The organism is Trinickia sp. NRRL B-1857, from assembly GCF_050470685.1.
Classification (GTDB): domain Bacteria; phylum Pseudomonadota; class Gammaproteobacteria; order Burkholderiales; family Burkholderiaceae; genus Trinickia.
This window is the reverse complement of the sequence record NZ_JBFLUK010000001.1, coordinates 3,074,889-3,100,821: the sequence shown is the minus strand read 5'-3', so window position 1 is coordinate 3,100,821 and position 25,933 is coordinate 3,074,889. Positions and strand designations below refer to the sequence as shown.

The following is a 25,933-nucleotide window of genomic DNA, read 5'->3' as shown; positions in this document are numbered from 1 at the left end:
TCGCATGACCCAATGCAAGCGACGGCGAAGCCCCCGAAAACGGCGAGGCGGCAGATCGAAAAAATTAGACCGATGTCAATCGCGCCGGCCGCGCCGATGCCGCTGGCGTTGCTACGCCGAGCATCACTACGCCGGGCGTAGCAACGCAGGGCATTGCAACGCTCGGCTGATATACCCGGCCCGCGCGCTCATCCGTCACTGGGCCGATTGCTGGAAGCGTCGCAAGAGTTCGTTGCCGCGGTCGACGGCCGAATCGAGCGCAGCTTTCGGCGTCTTCTTGCTCGCCCAGACCTGCTCCAGTTCCTCATCGACTACCGTTCGAATCTGCGGCATGTTGCCCAAGCGCAGGCCCTTCGTGTACGGCAGCGGCGGCTTGTTCATCATCTGCTTGATCGCCGTATCCGCGCCCGGGTTCTTCGCATAGAAGCCTTGGCTGCGCGCGAGGTCGTACGCCGCCGTCGTCACGGGCAAGTAACCCGTATCCTCGTGCCACTTAGCGGCCACGGCCGGCGACGTGACGTAAGAAAGGAACTTGGCGACACCCTTGTAGACGTTCGGATCCTTGCCCGAGAGCACCCACAAGCTCGCGCCGCCGATGATCGCGTTTTGCGGCGCGCCCTTCACGCTCGCGTCGTACGGCATCACGCCGGTGCCGAAATCGAACTTCGCGTATTTCCGGATCGTAGCCAGCGAGCCCGACGAGTTCGTCAAGATTCCGCAGTCGCCGCTATAGAACTTCGAGACCGCCTCATCCTTACGACCGACGTAGGTGAAGGAACCGTCCTTAGCCATATCTTGCAGGAATTGGATATGGGCGATCTGCTGCGGTTGATTGAATTCGAGCTTCGCATCGAGGCCATCGAATCCGTTGTTTTCCGTCGCGAACGGCAGCCCGTGCCAGGCGCTGTAGTTTTCGAGCTGAATCCACCCTTGCCAGCCCGTGGTGAAACCGCAGGACAGGCCCGAGGCCTTGAGCTTGACCGCATCGGCGTGCACCTCGGCCCAGGTCTTCGGGGGCTGATTGGGATCGAGGCCCGCCTTCTTGAAGGCATCCTTGTTGTAGTACAAAACAGGCGTGGAACTATTGAACGGCATGGCCACGAGTTCACCGGTTTTCGCATCGGTGTAGTAGCTCGCGATGGTCGGCACGAATGCCTTTTGATCGAGCGGCACGCCCGCCTGTTTGAATACGTCCGTCACGGGCAGGACCGCCTTCTTTGCCGCCATCATCGTGGCCGTGCCCACTTCGTAGACTTGCAAGATCGCGGGCGCATTGCCGCTGCGATACGCTGCGATACCGGCCGCAAGCGTTTGATCGTACGATCCCTTGAAGACCGGGACGATCTTGTAGTCGCTTTGCGACTTGTTGAAATCGTTGGCGATGTCGGTCAAACGCTCGCCGAGCGCGGCCTCCATCGCGTGCCAGAATTGGATTTCCGTCGCGGCCAATGCCGCATGACTCACCCCGGCAAGCAGCGCTGCGCCGAGCACGAGCGAACGAACCACCGTCTTGCAACCCTTTTTCATTTAGTTCTCCTAAGGTAAACCCTCGCCAAACCAATCATCGCCCCGAACGCGGGACGCGCAGCATCGCGCGCCCCGGCCGGGCGTCATTCTAGTTATCGTTGATGACAAACAATCGTTGATACTCTTTGAGCGCGTAGCGATCCGTCATGCCCGCGATGTAATGGGCGATCAGGCGCGGCTGCGCCGCCTCGTCGCGAGCGAAGTACGCCGGAGGCAGCAGGCGCGGATCCTCGCTAAACGCATCGAACAATCCGCGAATGACGCGCTGGGCCTTGCTCGCCATGCGCATCACCCGGTAATGCCGGTACAGGTTCTTGAGCAAAAATTGCTTAAGTTCGGTCGCCTGCGCCGCAATCGGGCTGCTGTGCGCCACGAGCAGCGGCGCCGATCGCACCGCATCGAGCGATGCCGGGGTGTGGGCCGCTAGGTTACCCCGTGTCGTTTCGATCAGATCGACGATCAGCGTATTGATCATCCGGCGTACCGTCTCGTGGACCATTCGGCGCCCGTCGAGCCGTGTGTACTCGCGCTGAGCCTGCTCGTAATGGGTCTGCCACAACTCGACCCCGGCGAGTTGCTCGATCGTCAATAGGCCGGAGCGCAGCCCGTCGTCGACATCGTGATTGTTATAGGCGATTTCGTCCGCGATGTTGGCGATTTGCGCCTCGAGCGACGGGCGTTTGCCCGACAGGAAGCGCTCGCCGAGATCGCCGAGCTTCAGTGCGTTCTCGCGCGAGCAGTGCTTCAAGATGCCCTCGCGCGTTTCGAAGCAGAGGTTCAGCCCATTGAAGCCGCCGTAGTGTTCCTCGAGTTCGTCGACGACGGCAAGGCTTTGCAAATTGTGTTCGAAGCCGCCGTGCCCGCGCATGCATTCGTTCAGCGCATCCTGCCCGGCATGACCGAACGGCGTATGGCCTAAATCGTGCGCAAGCGAAATGGCTTCGACGAGATCTTCGTTCAAGCGCAGATTGCGCGCCACCGATCGGGCGATCTGTGCAACCTCGAGGCTATGCGTGAGGCGCGTGCGAAACAGATCGCCTTCGTGATTGACGAATACCTGCGTCTTGTATTCGAGCCGCCTAAAAGCCGTCGAATGGACGATCCGATCGCGGTCGCGTTGAAATTCGGTGCGTGCCGAGGGCGGCGGTTCCGGGAATCGACGCCCGCGCGACGTGGCCGAATGCGCGGCATAGGGCGCAAGATGCGCCTCGAGCATCGCAAGTGTCGGCGGCTCGGCGAGTGCGGAGCGCACCTCGCCGTCCGACGCGTCGCGCGCCGCAGATGGTCGTGTCCGGTCAGCCCCTGCGCTCATCGTTTCCCTCCCGCATGCACGCTAAGCAGCGCGTCGGCAACTCGTGGCTCAAAGGCATGCGGCGAGCGTCGCCCGCAATGCCGGCTCGGGCACATCGGTGATGAGCGTTTCGCCGAGCTTTTTGAGCAAGATGAACTTGATCGTGCCCGCTTCGGCCTTCTTATCGACCTTCATCAGCTCGATATAGCGCGTATCGCCGAGCGCAGGTGCGCGCGTGGGCAAACGTGCCGCGCCGATGACCGAGACGAGCCGCCCGCGCACCGCTTCGTCGAGCAGCCCGAGGCGGACCGACAGATCGGCCGCCATGACCATGCCGCATCCGACCGCCTCGCCGTGCAGCCATTCGCCGTATCCGAGCCCCGCTTCGATCGCATGACCGAACGTATGGCCGAAGTTGAGAATCGCCCGCAGACCGCCCTCGCGTTCGTCGGCCGCGACAACCGACGCCTTCACTTCGCATGAGCGCTTAACGGCATGCATGAGCGCGGCCGGTTCGCGGCGATTGAGCGCCTCGATGTTGTGTTCGAGCCACTCGAAGAACGCGGCATCCGCGATCGCCGCCGTCTTGATGATCTCGGCGAGGCCGGCGGCGAGTTCACGCTCGGGCAGCGTACGCATCGTCGCGATATCGGCGATCACGGCTTGCGGTTGGTAAAACGCGCCGATCATATTCTTGCCGAGCGGGTGATTGATGCCCGTCTTGCCGCCCACCGACGAATCCACCTGCGAAAGCAGCGTCGTAGGAACTTGAATGAAAGGCACCCCGCGCATGTAAGAGGCCGCCGCGAACCCCGTCATGTCGCCGATCACGCCGCCGCCCAGTGCAATCAGCGTCGTCTTTCGATCGGCTTGCCCGCCGAGCAACGCGTCGAAAATGGCGTTCAGCGTTTCCCAATTCTTGAATGCTTCGCCATCAGGCAAGACCACGGTCGAGACTTGCTTGCCGAGCGGGGCGAGCGCGGTGCGCAGTGCCTCGCCGTAGAGCGGCTCGACCGTTTCGTTGGTCACGATCGTAATCGAGGAGCCGGCGATATGCGGCGCGAACAACTCGGTTTGACCGATCAAATCGGCACCGATGCGAATCGGGTAGGAACGGTCGCCGAGTTCGACGTTGACGGTAATCATGACTGTGTCTGTTTGGTGATGCCGGCCAGCTCGAGTTGCATGAGCACCATGTTGACGAGCCCATTGACGGACGGCCGCCCGGTTTCGACGATGAAATGCGCGCATTCGCGATAGAGCGGATCGCGCTCGTTGTACAGCGCCTCGAGCTTGGCCTTCGGATCCTCGGTTTGCAGCAGCGGCCGGTTCTTGTCCTTGCGCGTGCGCAGCCAGAGGTCGTGCGGATTGGCTCGAAGGTAAATGACGAGACCGTGTTCGCGCAAAATCGTGCGATTTTCCGGACGCAACACCGCGCCGCCGCCTGTTGCGAGCACGATCGCGTCGCGCGTGGCAAGTTCGGCGATGACTTGCGCCTCGCGCTCGCGAAACCCGGCCTCGCCTTCGAGTTCGAAGATGACGGGGATGCGGGCGCCCGTACGCGCCTCGATTTCGTGATCGCTATCGAAGAACGGCCTACCCAGCCGGCGAGCCACGGCGCGGCCGACGGTCGTCTTACCCGCTCCCATGAGCCCCACGAAAAATATGTTGGTGTTGGCGCCCCGCTCTTGCAAGGTATCCTCTGTTCAATCGGCTATGGTTCGTGGCGCAGCTTACTGGCAAAGCCGCCGCCTTGTCGAGCCCGGCAGCCGGGGCGCGCGGCCTCGCCAGGCGTGCCGTTCAATCGATCGGCACAATCCTCGGGGTAATGAAAACGACGAGTTCGCTGCGTTGCTCGCGCACCGCCCGGTGACGAAAAAGCGCCCCGATTAGCGGTATTTTGCCCAACAGTGGAACGCGCGTCACATCGTCGCGATCCTGGCTCTCGTAAATGCCGCCGATCGAGACCGTCCCGCCGTCCTCCACCTCCACGCGCGTGCGCACATGCTTCGTATCGATCGCGGGCCCACCGGCGGTCGCTTTGCCGACGCTATCTTTGGCAATATCGAGATCGAGGATCACGCGCCCGCGCGGCGTGATGCGAGGCTCGACCTCCAGCTTCAGGCTCGCGCGGCGAAACTGCACGCCCGTAACGCCGTTGCGCACCTTCGCCTGATAAGGAAGCTCGGTCCCCTGTTCGACGAGCGCTTTCGTCCGATCGGCGGTGACCACGCGCGGGCTTGACACGATCTGGCCGCGCCCTTGCGCCTCGAGCGCGGACAACTCGGCCGTGACTAGGCGCGTCGCCCCCGCCGCAAACAACGTGAGCCCGGCCGTGGCGGCTTCGAAACCGGCGATCGCCCGGGCCGCCAGATCGTGGATTCGGCCTTCGGCACCGGCCGCGAGCCCTCGCGCCATCGCCCCCGCATCGGACGCGTCGCCCGCGGCCGAGCGCAGCGATAGGCGCGCGCCCAACTCGCGAGAAAAGCCGCGCTCGCCTTCCACGATGCGCGCTTCGATCAGCACCTGGCGGTTCGGCTGATCGATCGTATCGATCAGTTCGGCAACTTGCTCCAACCGTGCCTTCAAATCGGTCACGAACAGCAGATTCGTGCGCGCATCGGCCATCGCCACGCCCCGCTTGGACAACACGCGCTGCGTGCCCGGCGCCGTCAGCAGCCGCTGCACCTCGTCGGCGCGGGGGTAGCTGAGCGCGAACGTTCGGCTCGCGAGCGGCTCGAGATCCGCCGCGCGGGCGTGCGTCTCGAAGCGTTGCCGCTCGCGCGCGGCGAGTTCGGCAAGCGGCGCCACCCAGATGACGTTGCCTCGCCGCGACATCGCCAGACCCTGCGCGTCGAGCAGCGTATCGAAGGCGGCGCGCCAAGGCACCTCGGTTAAGCTCAGCGAAACGCGCCCGCGTACACGCTCGCTCGCGACGATGTTCAAACCCGTGAAACGCGAAAACGCGTCGAGCACATCCGCGACCTCCGCATGCTTGAAGCGCATCGAGATCGGCTTGTCGTCCTCCGCTTTCTCGGCCCCGCGCTCGCGTGCGCCGTCGCTCATTCGTTGCGCCGGGGCCAGCGGCACGGGCGGGCCCTCGAGCGTCGGCCCCGGATCGGATGCCCGGCTCGGCGGCACGCTTCGCTCGCCCGCAGTTTCCGCAAGCGCGCCGATCGCGGGCCCGGCCGTCGAATCGCCGCCGTCAAACGGCTCATCGTTCTCGTCCAACTGCCCCGGCATCATGTCAGGATCCAGCGGCGGCTCGCCGACGCTCGGCCAAGACGATGCCGCGAGACCGGAGGCTCGGATCTCGTCCATCGCGGCCGGCAACGGCGGTAGCGGAGCGACGTCCGCCAACGCATTCGCCGCCCAAAGCGAGGCCGCAAGCAACGCCGACGAAAGCGCAACGACAAAGCACGCGCGGGCGGTTTTGCAATACCGGTTCATCGCCCGTCCCTCGACATGGCGACTCGACGCGTTTGCCCGTTGCTCGCTACCGTGACACCCATCGTATCGATCGACACGAGCCGGTCGGCTCCAACCGTCTGCCCCGGCACCGCGGCGATCGCGTCAGCCCCGCTTGCCGCCTCGAACAGCGCCAGCGCTCGCCTGTCGTCGCGCACGATGCCGACCAACCGCCCAGCGGATACAGCAGAGCCGATGGCGGAGTCCCCCCCCGTGAACGGGTCCGCGATCGGCCGGCTCGCTTGCGCAAGTGTGGATTTCGGGGCCGCCGACGGCGGCATATCGAATACGCCCAGCGTTGCGCCCAACGCAAGGCTGCCTTTGTCATGCTTGATATCGACGGCCTCGGGCACAACGAGCATCGGCAGTGACGACAGCCCCATGAAAAACGCGTACAACCCCGCGAAATCGGCTTGGCCGTCGACGCGCAACGTCCGCACCGCGCCGCTCGTCTTCGCCGCGCGCGCGGCCTCTCCCGCCGCCGCGGGCGCGAGCGTACGCAGCGATACGCCTGCTTGAGACGCCAGCTCGGCGAGGGCATGCCATTCGGCGCCGATCGCGCGGGTCGGCTCCCGAGCCGCCGCGGGCTGCTCGTTCACGCTGCGGCGCATCGCCGGCAAGCGAACAAGCTTGGTTCGGCTCTCCTGCAAGCGCAGCTCCAGCGCCTCGAGCGCCGACGCCTCCGTTGCCCGGCGATCCGCATCGAATGCGCGCCAGGCATACGTAACGAGCGCGAACGAGCCCGATGCCACCGCCGTGCACGCCATCAACCGCCGCCTTGCGCCCCATCGCCGGGGCGGACACCGCAGGCGACGCGTCCGGCGCCCATACGAGAAGGCGTACCGGATTCGGCGAACCGCTCGATGAACCGCGATAAAGGTCATGGTCGGCTCCGAACATCGCGCTCATCCACGCCACGTGCCATCCGTCTTTGCGCAACGGGGGATGAAGGAGACGACGCGCCCGTGGGCAAGCGTACGGTGGCTTCGACCGTCCGACCGGAATGCGCATGGATGGGCGCGGCGACGAACTTCAACTCGACGATCTCCGCCTTCTGCCACTGCCGCGTGCGCGCGAGACCGCCGACCCACGACGCGCAGGCGGCGCTGTTCGCGCCCAGGATCCGCAACTCGATGCCTTCCGGCGTTTGCCGCAGGCGCGTGACGGTCACGTCCGCGTGCGCTTCGCGGCTCAGCGTCTCGAGCAATGCACGTAATTCGACGTAGGGCCGCGCCTGCGCCGCGGCTAAAGCAGCGCTCGCGCGCGAAGCTTCGCCCGCTCGCTCCAAACGCGCCAGTTCGGCGAGCGGCGACGACAGTTCGGCGAGTTCCCGCTCAAGCGTCGCGCGCCGTGCGCTCGCATGCTCGCCGGTCGTGCCGAGCGTGGCGCAGCCGATTGCCGCGGATACGCCGACCATTGTCGCGACCGCGCAGTCGATCAGATATCGATGCGATGCGAGGCGCGCAACCGCGGTGCGGGGCGGCGGCGCATGGAACCCGCTAAGCGCATCCGGCCCAGCTGCATCCGCCCAGGCTGCCTGTTCGATGGAAATCGTACTCATTCGGACACTCCACCGAGTGCCATCCCGAAAGCCACGGCCAACCCGGCGGCGCGGCGCCAATCGGCATGGCAACCGGACGTGCGGCCTCCGATGCCGAACGAGGCGCACTCGAACGGAACCGCGGTACAGCCGACACACTCGCCGATATCCGCCAAGGCAAGACCGACGCGCTCAAACAAATGAATATCGCCGCCGACCAGCGCCCGATCGAGCACCTCGTTATCCGCCAGCGCACGCAGCGCCGACTCGAGATCGCCGTGCTCGCCGCCGGGAAAGCGCACGTTCGCGCGTACCGCACCGTCGGCCACGCGCCAGCCGTGCACACCGTCGTACCCCGCCCACAGCGCGACGAATCTTGCACCCGGGCGCAGAATGCAGCGAGCCGCATAGACGAGTGCGCGCAACGCAGCCGACGGCTCGCAATCGACGGCCGCGAGCGCAATGCCTGCGGCTGAGGCGGCCTCGACGCGTGCTTCCAATTGCGGGTTCACCGCCTGGGCCGACTCCACCATGGCCCGGGCCGGAATCGCCATGGCGCACGGCATACCGCGCATGGCGCGGCGACGCGGCCACCGAGCGCAAAGCGAGGACAACGCCTGCGAGACCGCCGCGCGATCGACGAGATCGGCTCCGGACACGCTACCCGGTGCCAGCGGGGCGAACGCGATCCATTCGACGGCGATCGGCCGCCTGCCTCGGCGAGCGCGACTGGCGATGACTAGGCGCACTTCGAGCGGACCGACGTCGATGCCGGCCGCGAAGCGGCGCATGGGAGAGGGCGCGATATTTCTCATCAGCATGGCATTTCCTCGCAACGGCCGGACGCTCGAGATGAGCGGCGGCAACGGCCGATGGCGAGCCATTGTGCGCAGCGCCGTGCCGGGGGAAAATTCGGCCGGATGGCCAACGCGATCGCGATGCCTTGTGCGACACCCCGAAGCCCATCTGCCGTTAAGCCAATCGAAAGCTTCACCTCGCACCGCTATAATCGCGGCCATCGCACGTCAGTTTCGCTATGGATTCGCAGCCGCTTCCCCTCCCGCCGTCGCCCCCGCCGCCCACGCCTGCCCGGCGTCGCCGCTGGTTTACGAGACTTTTGCTCTGGGGTCTCGGCACCGTCGCGTTCGCGTCCGTCTCGTGCGCACTCGTGTTGCTTTATGCACTGATCGTCGTGACGCCGCGGCTGCCCGCGCTCAATGCGCTGACCGACTATCGGCCGAAGGTGCCGATGCGTATCTATACGGCCGATCACGTCCTCATCGGTGAGTTCGGCGAAGAACGACGCGACGTGGTGCATATCGATGACGTCCCGGCCTATCTGAAGCAAGCGATCCTCGCGATCGAAGACGCCCGCTTCTACGATCACGGCGGGGTGGATTTAGCCGGCGTCGTGCGGGCCGGGGTCGCGGCGCTGACCAACGGTCATGCCACTCAGGGCGCGAGCACGATCACGATGCAAGTCGCCCGCAACTTCTTTTTGTCGAGCGAGAAGACCTACACGCGAAAGATCTACGAGATGCTGCTCGCGTACAAGATCGAACGCGAGTTGACGAAGGATCAGATTCTGGAGGTCTACATGAACCAGATCTATCTCGGGCAGCGCGCTTATGGCTTTGCATCGGCCGCGCGGGTCTACTTCGGCAAGGACATCGCACACATCACGCTCGCGCAGGCCGCGATGCTGGCCGGCCTGCCGAAAGCGCCGTCGGCCTACAATCCCGTCGTCAATCCGGCGCGCGCGAAGCTGCGCCAGCAATACATCTTGCAGCGCATGCTGGCGTTGCACGACATCACGCGCGCACAGTACGACGATGCCGTCGCCGAACCGTTGACGGTCGCGGCCGCGCCCGCGCAACAATTCAGCGTGCATGCCGAGTACGTCGCCGAGATGGTCCGGCAAGCAATGGTCGCGCAATATCGCGACGAGGCGTACACCCGAGGCCTCAGCGTCGTCACGACAATCGATTCGGGCGATCAAGACAGCGCCTACCGTGCGCTGCGCGCCGGCCTAATGGGCTACGACGCGCGGCATGGCTATCGCGGCCCCGAGGCCTATATAGCGCTCCCGAACGATACGGAAAAACGCGCCGACGCCATCGCCTCCGCGCTCGAAAAATACCCCGACGACGGAGAGATCGTCGCCGGCGTCGTCGTCGCGGCGGATGCACGCGAGGTACGAGCAGTCCTAGCGGACGGCACGCAGGCGAGCGTCAGCGGCGAAGGCTTGCGCTTCGCGGCGCCCTCGCTAGGCGCGCGGGCCAAAACCGGCAGCAGCATGCGTCCGGGCGCGATCGTACGCCTCGCAAAAAGCGAAGCCGGCGCGTGGTCGATCGTCCAGTTGCCGCAAGTCGAAGGCGCATTCGTTTCGATGGTGCCGCGCGACGGCGCCATTCGCGCACTCGTCGGGGGATTCGACTTCGGCAAAAACAAGTTCAATCACGTCACGCAAGCCTGGCGCCAACCCGGATCGAGCTTCAAGCCGTTCATCTATTCGGCCTCGCTCGAGAAAGGGCTCGGGCCGGCTACGATCATCAACGACGCGCCGCTCTTTTTCAGCGCGGCGGAAACGGGGGGACGTCCGTGGGAGCCCAAGAACTACGGCGGCCGGTTCGACGGCCCCATGACGATGCGCACGGCGCTGCAAAAGTCGCGTAATTTGGTTTCGATTCGGATCTTGTCGCATATCGGCACGCATTACGCCCAGCAGTACATCACGCGCTTCGGGTTCGACGCCGACAAGCATCCGCCTTATCTGCCGATGGCGCTCGGCGCGGGCCTCGTCACACCGTTGCAGATGGCCGGCGCCTACTCCGTATTCGCGAACGGAGGGTATCGCGTCAATCCTTATCTAATCTCGGAAGTGACCGATCTGGACGGCGTCGTCCTCGCGCGTGCCCAACCGATCGTAGCCGAGCGTGATGCCCCGCGGGCCATCGATGCACGCAACGACTATGTAATGACGAGCTTGCTGCAAAGCGTCGCGCAACGCGGCACCGGCGCGAAATCGAACGAGCTTGGACGAAAGGACTTATCCGGCAAGACTGGGACGACGAACGATTCGCGCGACGCCTGGTTCGCGGGCTTTCAGCACACGCTCACGGCGATCGCGTGGATCGGCTATGACGCGCCGCGCAGTCTCGGCGATCGCGAGACCGGCGGGGGCGTGGCATTGCCGGTATGGATGGACTACATGCGCCAAGCGTTGAAAGGCGTACCCGAGTATCAGATGCCGATGCCGTCGGATGTCGCAACGATCGGCGGCGAACTGTACTTCGATTCGTTCTTGCCGGGGCAAGGTTTCGTGTCGACGGTCGGCATCAGCGAAGCCGCCTTGCATGCGGGAGCGGCACATAGCGGCTCGGACGGCGAAGCGGAAACCGCGGAACCCGCCGCAGCGGGCCACTACGAAGAACCGCCCAGCCCCTCGCAGCCGAGCGCCGCTCAGTGAAACGCCACGCGGGCGGTCAAGCGGAAAACGTCACGCGCTCGCCGGCTTGCTGCGTGGCGTAGTCGGACAGCGCCTCGAAGAACTCGCGGCCGCTGCGCGTATCGGTCCAATGTCCGTCGACGTATCGGAAATGGAAGCCGCCCGCCTTCGCGGCGATCCAGATTTCCTGCATCGGGGGCTGAAGATTGACGATGATCTTCGAGCCGTTCTCGAACTCGAGCGTCAGTACGTTGCCGCTGCGCTCGAGTTCGATGTCGGCGTCGTTATCGTCGACGGCCGCCTCGATACTCGAGAGTACGGCTTCCGCACGGGAAAGGTAGTCGCTGTCGGTCATGCTAAACTCCGCCGGTTGAACTCACAGCTCATTAGACACAGTCATGCGAGTCGTTTTCAGGATGAGCGCGATTGTAGCGGCTTTGGCCGTTGCGACAAGCGCGGCGCTGACCGGATGCGGTCAACGCGGACCGCTTTACCTGCCGAGCGTTCCGCCCCTGCCTGAGAAACCCGGCGTTCGCACCGTGCCCGAGGCACCGGCGGTAGGCAACGGTTCGCAGGCGCCGCTCACGCTCGCACCCGCCGATTCGCTCGGCACCGCGCCCGCTACGGGCAACACGGCCGCGCCGGCCGCAGCATCGAGCCCCGCTTCCGATCAATAACGCAGGACTTTCGCATGTCTCACTCCGCCTTCGCCTATGTCGACGGCGTGCTGCACGCCGAAGGCGTCAGCGCCGTTACGCTTGCCGAACGTTTCGGCACACCGCTTTTCGTCTACTCGCGGGCCGCTTTGACCGAGGCGTATGAAGCCTATGCGAAAGCATGCGAGGGACATCGAGCCCACGTGCACGTCGCCGTCAAAGCCAACGGCAATCTAGCCGTGCTGAACGTTTTCGCGCGCCTGGGCGCCGGCTTCGATATCGTCTCCGGCGGCGAGTTGGCACGTGTGCTCGCGGCGGGCGGTCAAGCGAAGGACATCGTGTTTTCGGGCGTCGGCAAGAGCGCGGACGAGATGCGCCAGGCGCTGCAAGCCGGCGTAAAGTGCTTCAACGTCGAGTCGATCGCCGAGCTCGACCGGCTCAATCAGGTCGCCGGCGAACTCGGCAAAAAAGCGCCGATCTCGCTGCGCGTCAATCCTGACGTCGATCCGAAAACGCACCCGTACATTTCAACCGGGCTCAAAGCGAACAAGTTCGGCGTGGCGTTCGATGAAGCGCGGTCGGCTTATCGTACGGCGGCGGCACTCGAGCACCTGGAGGTAGTGGGGATCGACTGCCACATCGGCTCGCAAATCACCGAGATCGCCCCGTATATCGACGCGCTCGACAAACTGCTCGATCTGGTGGAGCAAATCGAAGCGGACGGCGTGCAAATTCGTCATATCGATGTCGGCGGCGGACTGGGCATTACGTACTCGAACGAAACGCCGCCCGACACGGGTCTGTTCGTGCGCACGCTGCTCGAACGTATCGAAGCGCGCGGCCACGGCCACCGCGACGTGTTCTTCGAGCCCGGTCGTTCGGTGACAGGCAACGCCGGCATTTTGCTGACGCGGGTCGAATTCCTGAAGCCGGGTGCCGAAAAGAATTTCGCGATCGTCGACGCCGCCATGAACGATCTCGCGCGCCCCGCCATGTACCACGCCTATCACGCGATCGATGCCGTCGTGCCGCGCGAAACCGCGCCGCAAGTCTACGACGTCGTGGGTCCTGTCTGCGAGAGCGGCGATTGGCTCGGCCGCGAACGCTCCCTTGCGATCGAGCCCGGCGACTTGCTTGCGATTCGCTCGGCCGGTGCCTACTCGTTCGCCATGAGCTCGAACTACAACACACGGCCGCGTGCCGCCGAGATCATGGTCGACGGCAACGACGTCCATCTGGTTCGCGCACGCGAGACCGTGCCCGAACTGTTTGCCGGCGAATCGATCCTGCCGCGCTGATCGCACCGACCGCGCTCACCGCACTGATAAGAAGGGCCGTCGCGACGCGACGGCCCTTTGTCTTATGGGCGGCAAATCAAGCGCGCTTGCGCGCATCGAATCTGGCCATGCCCCACATCATCACGCGCCAGCCGAGCAGCGCGAGAACGATCGCGCCATAGGTCTTCGGCAAAATCAAATCGTGCTTGCCGGCCCGCATCCACCAGAAATGCAAGACGGCGAGCGCGGCAATCGGATAGATGGCGCGATGCAGTGTCTGCCAATGCCGGCCCAGCTTACGCGCAGCCGCACGCGGCGACGTCGCGGCCAGCGGGATCAGCAGCACGAACGCCATGAATCCGACCGTGATGAACGGACGCTTTCCGATGTCCTTGAGCATCTCGGCAACGTCGAACCATTTATCGAACCACACGTACGTCGTCAGATGCAGCACCGCGTAGAAGAAAGCATAGAGGCCGAGCATTCGCCGGAATCGAAGCAAAGCGTTGATGCCCGTGAGCCGGCGCACCGGCGTAACGGCCAACGTGATGCATAGGAAAACGAGCGTCCAAAGTCCGGTCGAGCGTGTGATGAACTCGATCGGATTCGCCCCGAGACGACCGGTCAAACCGAACAGCACGATGCGGGCGAGCGGATATAAAGCGGCAACGAATACGCCGATCTTGGCCGGCCCGATCCAGCGCTGCGCACCGGTTCGACGCGCGGCGGCCCCGGCCGCGCGAGTGCCCGGTGCGACACGCGCGTTACGCGATTCGTCGCCCATCAGCGTCTGGGTATCGACTGCCATGAAGCGCTCCTTTTCCGCTTAGAAGTATTTACGCAGGTCCATGCCCTGATACATCGAGGCAACGAGGCTGCCGTATCCGTTGAACATCAACGTTTTGCGCTTCGGTTGGAAAAAACCGTCCTCGCCGATCCGCCGTTCGGTAGCTTGGCTCCAGCGCGGATGATCGACGTTCGGGTTCACGTTCGAATAAAACCCGTACTCGTTCGGTGCGTAGGTGTTCCAACTGGTCGGCGGCTGCTTATCGACGAAGCGGATCTTGACGATCGATTTCGCGCTTTTGAACCCGTACTTCCACGGCAAGACGACCCGAATCGGGGCACCGTTTTGATTCGGCAACACCTGGCCATACACGCCCATCGTCAGCAGCGTGAGCGGATTGACGGCTTCGTCCATGCGCAGCCCTTCGGAATACGGCCAATTGAGGATCGGATCGGCGATCCCCGGCATCTGCGACGGGTCCGCAAGCGTAATGAATTGCACGAACTTGGCGTTGCTCGTGGGCTGCACGTGCTTGATCAGTTCCGCAAGCGGGTAGCCGACCCACGGAATGACCATCGACCACCCTTCCACGCAGCGATGCCGGTACACGCGCTCCTCCAGCGGGGCGAGCTTGAGCAACTCGTCGATGTCGTACACCTTCGGGTTCTTAACCTCGCCTTCGACACTGACACGCCAAGGGTGAGGCCGCAGCGTACCGGCGTTCTCGGAGGGGTCGCTCTTGCCTGTGCCGAACTCGTAGAAGTTGTTGTAGGTCGTGATGTCCTGGTACGACGTCACCTTCTCCGGCACGACGAACTTGGCGTTCGTCGCGGCGGCGAGCTTTTGCGCTTTGGGGTTGGGCGACGCATATTCGCCGAATGCGGCGCGGCTGAATCCGAGCGCGCCTCCGGCAACGGCCAAACTCGCGGCGCCCGCCGCTTGCAAGACGCGCCGCCGGTTCTCGAACACCGCGCGCGGGGTAATTTCGCTTGCGGCGATGTCGTCGCCGGCCAATAAGATGCGCTGCTCTCGTTTGATCAACACGATGCTGCTCCCGAAGAAAGAAACCGGGCCGCCGATTCGCTCGTCATGGCAAGCCCATTGCCGTATATACCGGCGCCAACACCGTTTGGATGCATCGAATTCCCTCGACTGACGAAAAAAAACCGCCGCAGGAGCAACCGTGCGGCGGTTTCATCAGATGGGGCGCGATCGAAATCGGCGCAGGGTGACGCGTTACAGCTTGCCGTAGCTATGCAACCCCGACAGGAACATGTTCACACCGAGGAACGCGAACGTCGTCACGAGCAGGCCCGTCAGCGCCCACCAGGCCGCGGCCGTGCCGCGCAAGCCTTTCATTAGACGCATATGCAGCCAAGCCGCATAGTTGAGCCATACGATCAGCGCCCATGTTTCCTTCGGGTCCCAGCTCCAATAACCGCCCCAGGCCTGCGCGGCCCAGAGCGCGCCGAGAATCGTCGCCACCGTGAAGAAGGCGAAGCCTACTGCGATCGACTTGTACATGACGTCGTCGAGGACGACGAGCGACGGCAGGCGGTCGGTCAAGATGCCGCGCTCGCTGAGCAAATACGCGACGCCGACCATGGCCGACAGCGCAAACGAGCCGTAACCGATGAAGTTCGCCGGAACGTGAATCTTCATCCACCAGCTTTGCAAGGCCGGCACGAGCGGCTGGATCTGTTGCGCGTCGCGCGCAACGGAGTACCACATCAGGAAGCCCACCGCCGCGCTGATGATGAGCAGCACGAATGCGCCCAACGAACGCGTGGCGTAATGGCGCTCGTAGTACAGGTAAAACAGCGCGGTGATCAAGCAAAACAGCACGAACACTTCGTAAAGGTTCGAGATGGGAATATGGCCGACGTCGGTGCCGATCAGGTACGACTCGTACCAGCGCACCATCATTCCCGTGAAGCCCATCAGCACGGCGAACCACGTCAGCGAGGAACCGATCGCAGCCCCCGAGGGCGAGCGCGACAGCAGCCCGATCCAGTAGAACAGCGTGGCGAGGACGAACAATGCGCTCATCCAAAGAATCGCCGACTGGCTCGAGAGGAAGTACTTGAGGAAGAAGGCCGAATCGGCGCGCGCCAGATCGCCGTGATAGATCTGTAGCGAGAGCAGCGACAGCGCCGCGATACCGACGGCGAGCGCACGTGCCGGCTTCCAGCGCCAGCCGAGCACGACGAGCGCGGGCACCGTGCACACGAGCACGAGCTTGTCGTAGTAGTTCATGTACGCGTGATAGCGGGACAGCGCGAAGCCGGCGCCGCCAGCCACGAGCACCGCGAACAGCCAATCGAAGACGCCGAGGCGGCGCAGGAACGATCGTTCGTCCAGCGCGCCGGCGACTACATTGGCGTCCGGGCTGGATCGAGAAACGTGGGTCAGGTCCATAGTGAATACCGAGTATCAGTCTTGCGAGCCGGAGGACGATTCGAGCGCCGGCAGCTTGGCGCCGTCCTGCGCGCCGGAATGAAGCGACGCCGGAGCATCGTGCGCCGCCGCACCGAGCGAGGCGCCGACCGCGTCGCGCACCGTCGCGAATTCCTTGTCGAAGTCGAGCGTCTTGCGAGCCGTCGACATCGCCATGACGACGGTCGTACCCGCCGCCGCGTCTTTGAGCCAGAACCAGAGCCGCCGCTCGCGTACGTAGAACATCGAGAAGATGCCCGCCACGAGCAGCAAGCTGCCAAGATACACCACTTTCGTGCCCGGTGCCCGCGTGAGCTGGAACACGGACGCCTGCACCTGTTTAAACGAATCAAGCTGCAAGAAGACGGGAGATCCGTACAAGAAGCTATCGGAAAGCGCGTTGATCGAATCTTGCACGAAGCGACTCGCATTAGCCGTCGCCTTGGCATCGGGCTCGCCGGCGCGCTCGCGCGCGAGCTGCCACAGATCCCAGGTCGAGCCTTCGAGCATACGCAGCAGCAACGAAGCCGCCTTTTCTTGCTCGCCCTTGGGCACCGAATGATCGATGAACGTGGCGATCGACTGGAAGCCGCCGGGCGCCATACCCGGCGCCATTTTCGTCGCGCTCTCGTCGGCGCCCGCGAATAGATTCAGCACGCGTGCGGCGCTCTCCTCGAGGTGCGTGCGGAGCTCCGGATTCGAATCGGCGACCGAACGCTCGGCGAACCGGTGGGCCGCCTGCGTGCGCAAATCAGGATTGGCGAGTGCGGCACGAAGTTGCATCCATTGCGTCACGCCGCCTTGATCGTCGGCCGGAATGCGCAGATAGCGGAACGGATCGTTCGGTGTAGTGCGCATCCCCGCGAGGAAGTAGCGCGCACCGTCGACCTCGACCGGCAACATATAGTTGTTGAATTCGCGCGCTTGCCCGTCGGTGCCGCGAATCTTGTACTGGACGGACGGACCGACGTTTTGCAGGTCCATCTGCTTCGACGACTTTGCCCCCGAACCCAGCCTTGCATCGAGCATCTGTTCGACCGAATGGTGGACGACGACCCCGCGTGCGTCGGTCTGCCCGCTGCCGTTCGTGACGTTTTCGACGTTAATCGCACGAAAATCGGCGAATTCGACCGTTTGACCGTTCACGCCGGGCATCGAAGCCGACAGCGGTGCGGACGTGCCGATCGCGCCGCTCACGGGCATCGTCTTCGTCGCGTCGCCCGTCATCGGCCAAGCGGTCATCGACATCTGCGAGCCGCCGTCTTGGAAGCTCGATTGATAGATCGACACGCCGTCGTATTCGAACGGCTTGTTCACTTCGACGCGTGCCGGAGTGCGCTTACCCGTTTGATGATCGATAACGACGATATCGCTCGCGAACAGCTTCGGCATGCCCGTCGAGTAGTAGTCGACAATGAACTTCTTGAGCTCGATCGAAAACGGCAGATCCTGAATCAACGAGCCGGTCGGCTGGTTCAAGATGGCGGTGGAGACGTGCTGCCCCTCGGGTACCCACGCGTAGCCGCGGAAGGTGGGATTGGAAGGGGCGAGCCGATGCGCGTCGGAAATGTCGTTGATGACGGCGCTCGTCGAGATCGGCGATTTGCCGAACAGCCACATCTGGAATTTGATCGGCAGATTGCTGTCCATCAAGCCGCCGATACAGATGACGACGATCGCCAGGTGCGCAAAGATGTAGCCGATCTTCGACAGCGCCCCGCGTTTCGCGGCCACGAGCGTCGCGCCGTCCGATTCGCGCACGACGTACCGGTAGCCGAGCTTGCCCGTGAGCGCCGACAGGCGCTGCGCCGTCTCGGCGCGCGACGCGCCCGCGGCGTACTCCGCCTTATGGTGGAAGGCGCGCAAACTGCCCTCGCGCACTTTGTCCTTCCAGCTTTTCATGTCGGCGATCATCTTCGGCGAGTTGCGGATCACGCAAAGCGAGATCGACACGATCAAGAAGCCGAGGATCAGCATGAACCACCACGCGCTGTAGACCGTAAACAAACCGGCGGCGCGGAAGATGTCGGCCCAGAACGGACCGAATTGATTGACGTAGTTGGGATACGGGTCGTCTTGCGTCAGCACGGTCCCGACGATACTCGCGATCGCCAATATGACGAGCAGCGCGATAGCGAAACGCATCGAACTGAGCAGCTCGATCGCGTGCTTGAGGACCCGGCGGTCCGACTTCAACTCATAACCAGACGTACTAACGCTCATTCAAACTCCCGTCGACCGAAGCAAGCGCTTATTCGCCGCCCCAGCCTTATCCTTCGCGATCGGCCGGCCCCACGTGTCGGCGATGGCCCCAGATCTCATTACAGCAAAAAAGGGTGAGGGCCAACGCCTGCGGCGGTGGCGCTCCCACCCTTCTTCTTCTCGCCGGAAAACCCGGCTAACCGTTCTTTACCGGTGGTGCTCAGTGCAGGCCGGCGATGTAGTCGGCAACTGCCTTGATCTCGTTGTCCGAGAGACGCCCGGCGATGCCGTGCATCACATCGCTGTTGTTACGCGCACCGGCGCCCTGTTGGAACGCATGGAGCTGCGTAACCGTGTAATCGGCCCACTGCCACGACAAGCGCGGATACTGCACGGGAATACCCATGCCTGTCGGCCCATGGCAGGCCGCGCATGCCGGCACGTTCTTCTCGGCGATGCCGCCACGATAAATTTTCTGCCCTTCCTGCACCGTGGCCGGATCGTGCGCGAATCCCGGCTTCGGCGTTTGGCTCGCGAAATACGCGGCCACGTTAATCATGTCCTGGTCGGAGAGCGCGCCCGCCATACCGGCCATGATGTCGTTCTTGCGCGCGGCCGCTTTCGCACCCGGTTGCACTTTGAAATCTTTCAACTGCTTGACGATGTAAGCTTGCTGCTGCCCCGCCAATTTAGGAAACGATCCGGTCGCACTGTTGCCGTCCGCCCCATGGCAAGCGGCGCACACCTGCGTGGCGATCGCTTGACCTCGATTGACATCCGGCTTCGGAGAATCCGCCGCTTTCGTTTGTGCCGCCAAACTTAACAAACCCGCTGCTGCTACGACTTCAAGCACCTTCAAAGACTTGCACAGTCGATTCATTCGCACACCCGGTTTCGTCTTGTGAGAATAGAGTGTCCTCCAGCGCCCGAATCCGGACGTCGTCCTCGCGGACGGCGGGATCACCAAGCGGCCTGGTGGTTTCCCGAGAGGTTAATGCAAAAACGACAGCAACCGATTACCGCCAAAAGTCGCACGGCTAAAAGTGACGAAGCGCTTGACAAACACTTCGATCGGTCTCCAGTAAACCGTCGTATTGTACAATAACTCGCTATTCGCCAAGACGCCAGTCGGGCAAGCCCCCCCGCCTCGTCCGCGCCATGACTTTGGCGCATTCCCGCACTCTCCTTCCCGTTTCGCCATGGCCTTCTTGTTGCACCAAGCTCGTTTCTACACGACCGTCAATCACCTGCGCGACCTGCCTGCCACGGTCCAGCCCGAGATCGCCTTCGCGGGCCGCTCGAACGCGGGCAAATCGACGGCCATCAACATTTTGTGCAACCAAAAGCGGCTCGCTTTCGCGAGTAAAACGCCAGGCCGCACGCAGCATATCAATTACTTCAGCGTCGGGCCCGAGGACGAGCCTGCCGGCTACCTCGTCGATCTGCCCGGCTACGGCTACGCGGAAGTCCCGGGCGCGGCGAAGGCGCACTGGGAAGCGCTGCTGTCGTCCTACCTGCAAAGCCGCGCCCAGCTTCGCGGGATGGTGCTCATGATGGATTCGCGCCGCCCGTTGACGGAACTCGACCGGCGCATGATCGAGTGGTTCGCCCCGACCGGTAAGCCGATCCATACGCTACTGACCAAGTGCGACAAACTGACGCGCCAAGAGAGCGTGAATGCGCTGCGCGCGACGGAAAAGGGCTTCGCCGAATATCGAGCCGCCGGTTTTACCGGGGAGCTGTCGGCGCAATTGTTCTCCGCCCTGAAACGCATCGGGTTGGACGAAGCGCATGTCCGCCTTGAAGGCTGGCTCGCCGGCGATGCGGGCAAAACGGACGGCGGCGTCGCGAAGTAACGTATCGCGGGGGATACGAGCGCGTTCCGTGCATGCAACTCATGCGACATGGGGTCGCGGCGGCGATCAATCGAAACTACGCAGAATCGCCATAAAAAAACCCGCCGAATGTCGGCGGGTTGAACAGCCTAATCGAAAAAACGACAGGCACCCGCTCAGGGAGGAGAAGCGGGGAGATCCACGCCATGCGTTCGTTTGAAGGCACGGGCTTCGCTCGATCGCTATCATATACCATTGTTTGCAAAAGTTTTTGTGCCGGCCGGACCGGCTCTCTTCCTCACCCGATAGCGACTTCGCCCCCTATGAGCTTCTATCCGCATCACCGCCCTCGCCGCATGCGTCGTGACGATTTCTCTCGCCGTCTCATGCGTGAAAACACGCTGACGACGAACGATCTCATCTACCCCGTGTTCATCGTCGACGGCGACAACGTCCGCCAACCCGTTGCGTCGATGCCGGGCGTCGAGCGCGTGTCGGTCGATCTGCTGATGGGCGTCGCCGAGCAATGCGTCGAACTGGGCGTGCCGGTGCTCTCGCTCTTTCCCGCGATCGAGCCCGCGCTGAAAACTCCGGACGGCCGCGAAGCGGCGAACCCGGAAGGATTGATTCCGCGTGCGGTGCGCGAGTTGAAAAAACGGTTTCCCGACCTCGGTGTGTTGACCGACGTCGCGCTCGATCCCTATACGAGCCACGGGCAAGACGGGGTACTCGACGAAGCCGGCTACGTGATGAACGACGAAACGGTCGAAATCCTCGTCGAGCAAGCGCGTGCTCAGGCCGAGGCCGGCGTCGATATCGTCGCGCCGTCGGACATGATGGACGGCCGGATCGGCGCGCTGCGCGAAATGCTCGAGAGCGAAGGCCATATCTACACGCGCATCATGGCGTATGCGGCCAAGTACGCCTCGGCGTTCTACGGCCCGTTCCGCGATGCCGTGGGTTCGGCAACGAATCTGGGCAAGAGCAACAAGATGACCTACCAGATGGATCCCGCGAACTCGGACGAAGCGCTGCGCGAAGTGCGCCTCGATATCGACGAGGGCGCCGACATGGTCATGGTCAAGCCCGGCATGCCGTACCTCGATATCGTGCGACGCGTGAAGGACGAGTTCCGCTTTCCGACCTACGTCTATCAAGTGAGCGGCGAATACGCGATGCTCAAGGCCGCTGCACAGAACGGCTGGCTCGATCACGACAAAGTGATGATGGAGTCGCTGCTCGCGTTCAAACGGGCGGGTGCGGATGGCGTGCTCACCTACTTCGCGCTCGATGCGGCCCGCCTTCTGCGGGCACAGAAATAACGGCTCGGGAGTCCTCGGAACGATCCCTCGCGGCCGCAAGTATGGGCCGCAGGGGCTTCGTCGAGACGGATCGATAGCTCGATAACGGGCGCGCCAGGCGCCCTTTGCATCACGACTGCAACGCGGGCGCGACGCGATCCAAACTACGCAGGAAGGTATCGGCCGACTCATAACCGACGACGCGCAGCACTTCCTTCCCCGTCCGGTCGAAGAAGATGATCCCCGGCGGACCGAACAAATCGAAGCGTTTGAGCAAGACCTGATCGTCGGCATTGTTTGCCGTCACGTCCGCCCGCAGCAACTGTAACGCCGCGAGTCGTGCCTGCACGCGCTTGTCGGTGAAAGTGAAGCGCTCCATCTCCTTGCAGCTCACGCACCAGTCCGCATAAAAATCGAGCATCGCGGGCCGCGCATCTGTCTTGAGCACCACGTCGAGCTTGGCACTGGATTGAACCGGCGCGAATGCCGCTTCCGACCGTGTCGCAGCGGCCGGCGCTCCGGCTGCACCTGTCCCGCGAGCGGCAAGCACTTCGAGCGGGCGCACCGGATCGCCCGACCCCGCGGCGAGCCCCACGAGCAAGGCCGCCGCCCAGATCGCAAGTCCAGCGCCGAGACCGCGCCCCAGACGGCGCCAGACGGAGGGGCCCCCGGCATTCGGCGTGAACAGCCCCAACGCCGCTGCCGCGATCAAGAGCCACAGCGCGGCGAGCAGCATCTGCGCCGTCGAAGACAACACGGGCCATACGATCCAAAGCGCCGCGGCGAGCAGCACCACGCCGAAAAAGACCTTCACGCCGTCCATCCAGGCGCCGGCGCGCGGCAACAATGTTCCCGCGCCCAAACCGATGATGAGCAACGGGACGCCGAGCCCCAGCCCCATCGAAAACAGTGCGGTACCGCCGAGCAGCGCATTGCCGGTATGCGCGATAAAGGCGAGCACGGCGAAAAGCGGCGCGGTCATGCAAGCCCCGACGACGAGGGCCGACAATGCGCCCATGACCGCGACGGCTGCGAACGTGCCCCCGCTGCGGCGGCTCGACGCCTGCGAGACGCCGTCTTGCCAGCGCTGCGGCAGCACGAGATCGACGCCGGCGATCAGCGTCAGCGCGAATGCGGTGAGCAACACCGCGAATACGCCGAGGACCCAGGGATTTTGCAGCCACGCGCCGAGCGATTGCCCGACGAGGGCGGCTGCGATCCCGAGCGCCGTATAGACGAGCGACATCCCGACGACATAGGCGAGCGACAGTGCGAAGCCGCGCGCACGGGTGACTTGCGTCCCTTGGCCGATGATAATCGCCGACACGATCGGGATCATCGGATAGGAGCATGGCAGCAGGCTCAAGACGAGGCCCGCCAAGAAATACAGGCCGACCGTGGCGGCGAAGCTGCCGCCCTGCAACAACGACTGCGCGTAATCGGCACTGGTCGCCCGTTCGTACCAGGAGGCGCGCTGTGTCGACGCGCCACCCGCCTGCTCGGCATCGCCCGCGACGCTCAACGCAGCCCCTTCGACGTGATAGACGTGTTCGGCGGGCGGATAGCAGATACCGGCGTCGGCGCATCCCTGCGAGGTCACGACGAGATCGAACGGGCCCGATGCCGATCGAACCGGCACGGGAATCGTCAAGTCGCCGCGGTACGTCTCGACGTTCTTTTGAAACGTCGGATCGAACTTGACGTGCCCCTGCGGCAGCTGCGCGGCGCCGAGCGTGGCGGTCCCGTTTTTCACCGCGAACTGGAAGCGCTCGCGATAGAGGTAATAGCCGTCGGCGACTTTAAAATGCACGTCGACTTCCTTCGGCCGTTCGTCCGCGCTGAAGCGGAACGCCACCGACGGATCGAGAAAGTCGTCCGCATGCGCAACACGCACGAGCCCCGTCCCAAGCGCGGCACACGCGATGAAAAGCATCATGACACGTGCAAGCACGCGGGAGAAATTGGGAAGCGGCTTAGACATGGGTTGGTCGTTGTGTTTCGGTGTCCACCCACTGCCCGTACGCATTCGATGCGTTGGCCTGCCAAGCAAGCAGCTCCGGGGTTTCGTAAGGGTGGTGGGCCGCAATGTATCGCTCGAGTTCGAGCGCGCGCGCGACGGTCGTTTTGAACAGCAATTGGATCTCTTGCGCAGTTTCCACCGCGCCCTTCCAGCGATAACGCGAGCGCACCTTGCCGAGTTCGGTCACGCACGCGGCAAGGCGTGCGTCGAGCGCGCCTTGCGCGAGCTTTTCCGCCGATTCCTCATCGGGCACGGTCGTGAGCACGAGAACCACGGGCAGGGGCACGGCGTCTTTCCTTGATGCGATCCAACACGCCGCTATCGTATCACCGCCGGCGATTTCTCCCTCCTGAGCCCCCCGCCCCCGGGGCCCGCGCCATATTGTCGCGCGACGCCATGCGCCCGGGCGGCGCAAACAAAAAGGGCCAAGCTCGCGCTTGACCCTTTGTGCCGAATAACACTGGGGCGGACCTCACAGGCCTGCCCAAGCACTTATTCCGCGTCTTGCACTTCCTCGGCTTCCACCGGTTCCGGGCGATCGAGCAGTTCGACCAGCGCCATCGGAGCATTGTCGCCCACGCGGAAACCGAACTTCAGGATACGCAGGTAGCCACCCGGACGGTTCGCGAAACGCGGACCGAGCACGTCGAACAGCTTGGCAACGGAATCGCGATCGCGCAGACGGTTGAACGCCAGACGACGGTTCGCGAGCGACGGCTTCTTGCCGAGCGTGATGAGGGGCTCGACAACTTTACGGAGTTCCTTCGCCTTCGGCAGCGTCGTCTTGATGACTTCGTGCTCGATCAGCGAGTTGGACATGTTACGGAGCATTGCCAGACGGTGGCTGCTCGTGCGGTTCAGTTTCCGCAGACCATGACGGTGACGCATTTCAGTTCCTTGATTCGAAGTTTTGGTCCAGCTCTTCTATCGTCCTTGTTCGCACGTTGCGAGCGATGAGGACACGGGCCGGTAAGAAAAAAGACAAGACGCGGATTTTAAAGGAAAATCCGCGTCCTTGCCAGACCGTTGGGGCGCAAGCGCCCCGCTGCATTACTTGTCGAGACCAGCCGGCGGCCAGTTTTCGAGCTTCATGCCGAGCGTCAAACCGCGCGAAGCGAGTACTTCCTTGATCTCGTTCAGCGACTTGCGGCCCAGATTCGGCGTCTTGAGCAGCTCGTTTTCCGTGCGTTGGATCAGATCGCCGATGTAGTAGATGTTCTCGGCCTTCAAGCAGTTGGCCGAACGCACCGTCAACTCGAGATCGTCCACCGGACGCAGCAGGATCGGATCGATCTGCGGCGCGCGCGACGGAGCTTCCGCGGCTGCTTCCGTGCCTTCCAGCGCCGCGAACACGGCGAGCTGGTCGACGAGGATACGAGCCGACTGACGAATCGCTTCCTCGGGCGAAATCACGCCGTTGGTTTCGATGTTCATCACGAGCTTATCGAGGTCGGTACGCTGCTCGACACGTGCGCTTTCCACGGCGTAGCTCACGCGGCGAACCGGCGAGAACGACGCGTCCAGCACGATACGGCCGATGATCTTGGCCGTTTCTTCGCCGTAGCGGCGAACGTTGCCGGGCACATAGCCACGACCCTTCTCGACCTTGATTTGCACGTCGAGCTTGCCGCCCTTCGACAGATGGGCCACAACGTGATCGGGATTGATCACTTCGCAATCGTGCGGCAGCTCGATGTCGCGAGCCGTCACAACGCCTTCGCCTTCCTTGCGCAGCGTAACCGTCACTTCGTCACGGTTATGGAGCTTGAAGACGATGCCCTTCATATTGAGGAGCAGGTTGACGACGTCTTCTTGCACGCCGTCGATCGTCGAGTACTCGTGCACAACGCCTGCGATCGTGACTTCCGTCGGCGCATAGCCGACCATCGACGACAGCAGCACGCGCCGAAGCGCGTTGCCCAACGTGTGGCCGTAACCGCGTTCGAACGGTTCCATGACCACTTTCGCGTGGCTCTCGCCCAGCGATTCCACAGCGATGATTTTGGGCTTCAACAAACTGGTTTGCATAGGTTTTCCTTTTCAATACCCTCGGCTCGTTACACCGATAAGGCTGACCGGTAACACCCTGAAAATAAACAGCCGAGGCTCCCCCTTGCGCAAGGCAATCGAGGTACCCCGGCCGTA

Annotated in this window: 23 protein-coding genes; 5 read left to right on the top strand and 18 right to left on the bottom strand. The window is 63.5% G+C overall.

What is annotated here, in order from left to right:
- Window positions 1-195 precede the first annotated feature (195 nt).
- From ugpB to AB1286_RS13805, 8 genes are all read right to left on the bottom strand, one after another.
- Window positions 196-1,527 carry a sn-glycerol-3-phosphate ABC transporter substrate-binding protein UgpB gene (gene ugpB / locus AB1286_RS13840; protein WP_430363799.1) on the bottom strand — a complete coding sequence of 444 codons (1,332 nt, stop codon included), beginning with the start codon at window positions 1,525-1,527 and terminating at the stop codon, window positions 196-198.
- Between the two features lie 88 nt (window positions 1,528-1,615).
- A complete protein-coding gene (locus tag AB1286_RS13835) occupies window positions 1,616-2,779 on the bottom strand; it encodes a deoxyguanosinetriphosphate triphosphohydrolase (RefSeq protein ID WP_430365063.1) in 1,164 nt (387 codons plus the stop codon).
- A gap of 108 nt (window positions 2,780-2,887) precedes the next feature.
- A complete protein-coding gene (aroB, locus tag AB1286_RS13830) occupies window positions 2,888-3,964 on the bottom strand; it encodes a 3-dehydroquinate synthase (protein ID WP_430363798.1) in 1,077 nt (358 codons plus the stop codon).
- Complete coding sequence (locus AB1286_RS13825) at window positions 3,961-4,467, bottom strand: shikimate kinase (protein WP_430365062.1); 507 nt, start codon at window positions 4,465-4,467, stop codon at window positions 3,961-3,963. Before AB1286_RS13825 ends, aroB begins: the two co-directional genes overlap by 4 nt.
- 151 nt (window positions 4,468-4,618) lie before the next feature.
- Window positions 4,619-6,268, bottom strand: a complete 1,650-nt coding sequence (locus tag AB1286_RS13820) for a type IV pilus secretin PilQ (RefSeq protein ID WP_430363797.1) — start codon at window positions 6,266-6,268, stop codon at window positions 4,619-4,621.
- Entirely contained in the window at window positions 6,265-7,053 is a 789-nt protein-coding gene (locus AB1286_RS13815; RefSeq protein ID WP_430363796.1) for a hypothetical protein, read from the bottom strand. Before AB1286_RS13815 ends, AB1286_RS13820 begins: the two co-directional genes overlap by 4 nt.
- A gap of 113 nt (window positions 7,054-7,166) precedes the next feature.
- A complete protein-coding gene (locus AB1286_RS13810; RefSeq protein ID WP_430363795.1) occupies window positions 7,167-7,847 on the bottom strand; it encodes a hypothetical protein in 681 nt (226 codons plus the stop codon).
- Window positions 7,844-8,647 carry a hypothetical protein gene (locus tag AB1286_RS13805; protein WP_430363794.1) on the bottom strand — a complete coding sequence of 268 codons (804 nt, stop codon included), beginning with the start codon at window positions 8,645-8,647 and terminating at the stop codon, window positions 7,844-7,846. Before AB1286_RS13805 ends, AB1286_RS13810 begins: the two co-directional genes overlap by 4 nt.
- 215 nt (window positions 8,648-8,862) lie before the next feature.
- Here AB1286_RS13805 and AB1286_RS13800 point away from each other — a divergent pair, with 215 nt between their 5' ends.
- Complete coding sequence (locus AB1286_RS13800) at window positions 8,863-11,295, top strand: penicillin-binding protein 1A (protein WP_430363793.1); 2,433 nt, start codon at window positions 8,863-8,865, stop codon at window positions 11,293-11,295.
- 16 nt (window positions 11,296-11,311) lie between these two features.
- Here AB1286_RS13800 and cyaY read toward each other — a convergent pair whose 3' ends face one another.
- On the bottom strand, window positions 11,312-11,629 hold the full coding sequence (cyaY, locus tag AB1286_RS13795; protein ID WP_430363792.1) for an iron donor protein CyaY: 318 nt from the start codon (window positions 11,627-11,629) through the stop codon (window positions 11,312-11,314).
- A 43-nt stretch (window positions 11,630-11,672) separates the two neighbouring features.
- Between cyaY and lptM the strand changes: the two genes are divergently transcribed.
- Both lptM and lysA read left to right on the top strand, forming a co-directional pair.
- Window positions 11,673-11,951, top strand: a complete 279-nt coding sequence (lptM, locus tag AB1286_RS13790; protein WP_430363791.1) for an LPS translocon maturation chaperone LptM — start codon at window positions 11,673-11,675, stop codon at window positions 11,949-11,951.
- A 14-nt stretch (window positions 11,952-11,965) separates the two neighbouring features.
- Window positions 11,966-13,228 carry a diaminopimelate decarboxylase gene (lysA, locus tag AB1286_RS13785; protein ID WP_430363790.1) on the top strand — a complete coding sequence of 421 codons (1,263 nt, stop codon included), beginning with the start codon at window positions 11,966-11,968 and terminating at the stop codon, window positions 13,226-13,228.
- A gap of 76 nt (window positions 13,229-13,304) precedes the next feature.
- Here the strand turns inward: lysA and msrQ are convergent, their stop codons facing one another.
- The 5 genes from msrQ to AB1286_RS13760 form a co-directional block, all read right to left on the bottom strand.
- Window positions 13,305-14,015 (bottom strand): protein-methionine-sulfoxide reductase heme-binding subunit MsrQ, encoded by a 711-nt coding sequence (gene msrQ, locus AB1286_RS13780; protein WP_430363789.1) that lies wholly within the window; start codon window positions 14,013-14,015, stop codon window positions 13,305-13,307.
- Between the two features lie 18 nt (window positions 14,016-14,033).
- Window positions 14,034-15,038, bottom strand: coding sequence for a protein-methionine-sulfoxide reductase catalytic subunit MsrP (msrP, locus tag AB1286_RS13775; RefSeq protein ID WP_430363788.1), 1,005 nt, complete (start codon window positions 15,036-15,038; stop codon window positions 14,034-14,036).
- 192 nt (window positions 15,039-15,230) lie between these two features.
- The gene (gene ccsB / locus AB1286_RS13770; RefSeq protein WP_430363787.1) at window positions 15,231-16,412 is read right to left on the bottom strand and encodes a c-type cytochrome biogenesis protein CcsB; all 1,182 of its coding nucleotides are present in this window, start codon (window positions 16,410-16,412) and stop codon (window positions 15,231-15,233) included.
- 15 nt (window positions 16,413-16,427) lie between these two features.
- Window positions 16,428-18,653, bottom strand: coding sequence for a cytochrome c biogenesis protein ResB (locus AB1286_RS13765; protein WP_430363786.1), 2,226 nt, complete (start codon window positions 18,651-18,653; stop codon window positions 16,428-16,430).
- Window positions 18,654-18,852: 199 nt separating this feature from the next.
- Window positions 18,853-19,512, bottom strand: a complete 660-nt coding sequence (locus AB1286_RS13760; protein WP_430363785.1) for a c-type cytochrome — start codon at window positions 19,510-19,512, stop codon at window positions 18,853-18,855.
- A gap of 319 nt (window positions 19,513-19,831) precedes the next feature.
- On the opposite strand from AB1286_RS13760, the gene yihA reads away from it, so the two are divergent.
- Window positions 19,832-20,488: a ribosome biogenesis GTP-binding protein YihA/YsxC gene (gene yihA, locus AB1286_RS13755; protein ID WP_430363784.1), complete on the top strand. Its 657-nt coding sequence runs from the start codon at window positions 19,832-19,834 to the stop codon at window positions 20,486-20,488.
- 302 nt (window positions 20,489-20,790) lie between these two features.
- Complete coding sequence (hemB, locus tag AB1286_RS13750; RefSeq protein ID WP_430363783.1) at window positions 20,791-21,789, top strand: porphobilinogen synthase; 999 nt, start codon at window positions 20,791-20,793, stop codon at window positions 21,787-21,789.
- Between the two features lie 109 nt (window positions 21,790-21,898).
- Here hemB and dsbD read toward each other — a convergent pair whose 3' ends face one another.
- From dsbD to AB1286_RS13730, 4 genes are all read right to left on the bottom strand, one after another.
- Entirely contained in the window at window positions 21,899-23,704 is a 1,806-nt protein-coding gene (gene dsbD / locus AB1286_RS13745; RefSeq protein WP_430365061.1) for a protein-disulfide reductase DsbD, read from the bottom strand.
- A gap of 37 nt (window positions 23,705-23,741) precedes the next feature.
- On the bottom strand, window positions 23,742-24,068 hold the full coding sequence (cutA, locus tag AB1286_RS13740) for a divalent-cation tolerance protein CutA (RefSeq protein WP_430365060.1): 327 nt from the start codon (window positions 24,066-24,068) through the stop codon (window positions 23,742-23,744).
- A gap of 212 nt (window positions 24,069-24,280) precedes the next feature.
- A complete protein-coding gene (gene rplQ, locus AB1286_RS13735) occupies window positions 24,281-24,676 on the bottom strand; it encodes a 50S ribosomal protein L17 (RefSeq protein WP_430363781.1) in 396 nt (131 codons plus the stop codon).
- A gap of 162 nt (window positions 24,677-24,838) precedes the next feature.
- Window positions 24,839-25,816: a DNA-directed RNA polymerase subunit alpha gene (locus AB1286_RS13730; RefSeq protein ID WP_102645123.1), complete on the bottom strand. Its 978-nt coding sequence runs from the start codon at window positions 25,814-25,816 to the stop codon at window positions 24,839-24,841.
- Window positions 25,817-25,933 lie beyond the last annotated feature (117 nt).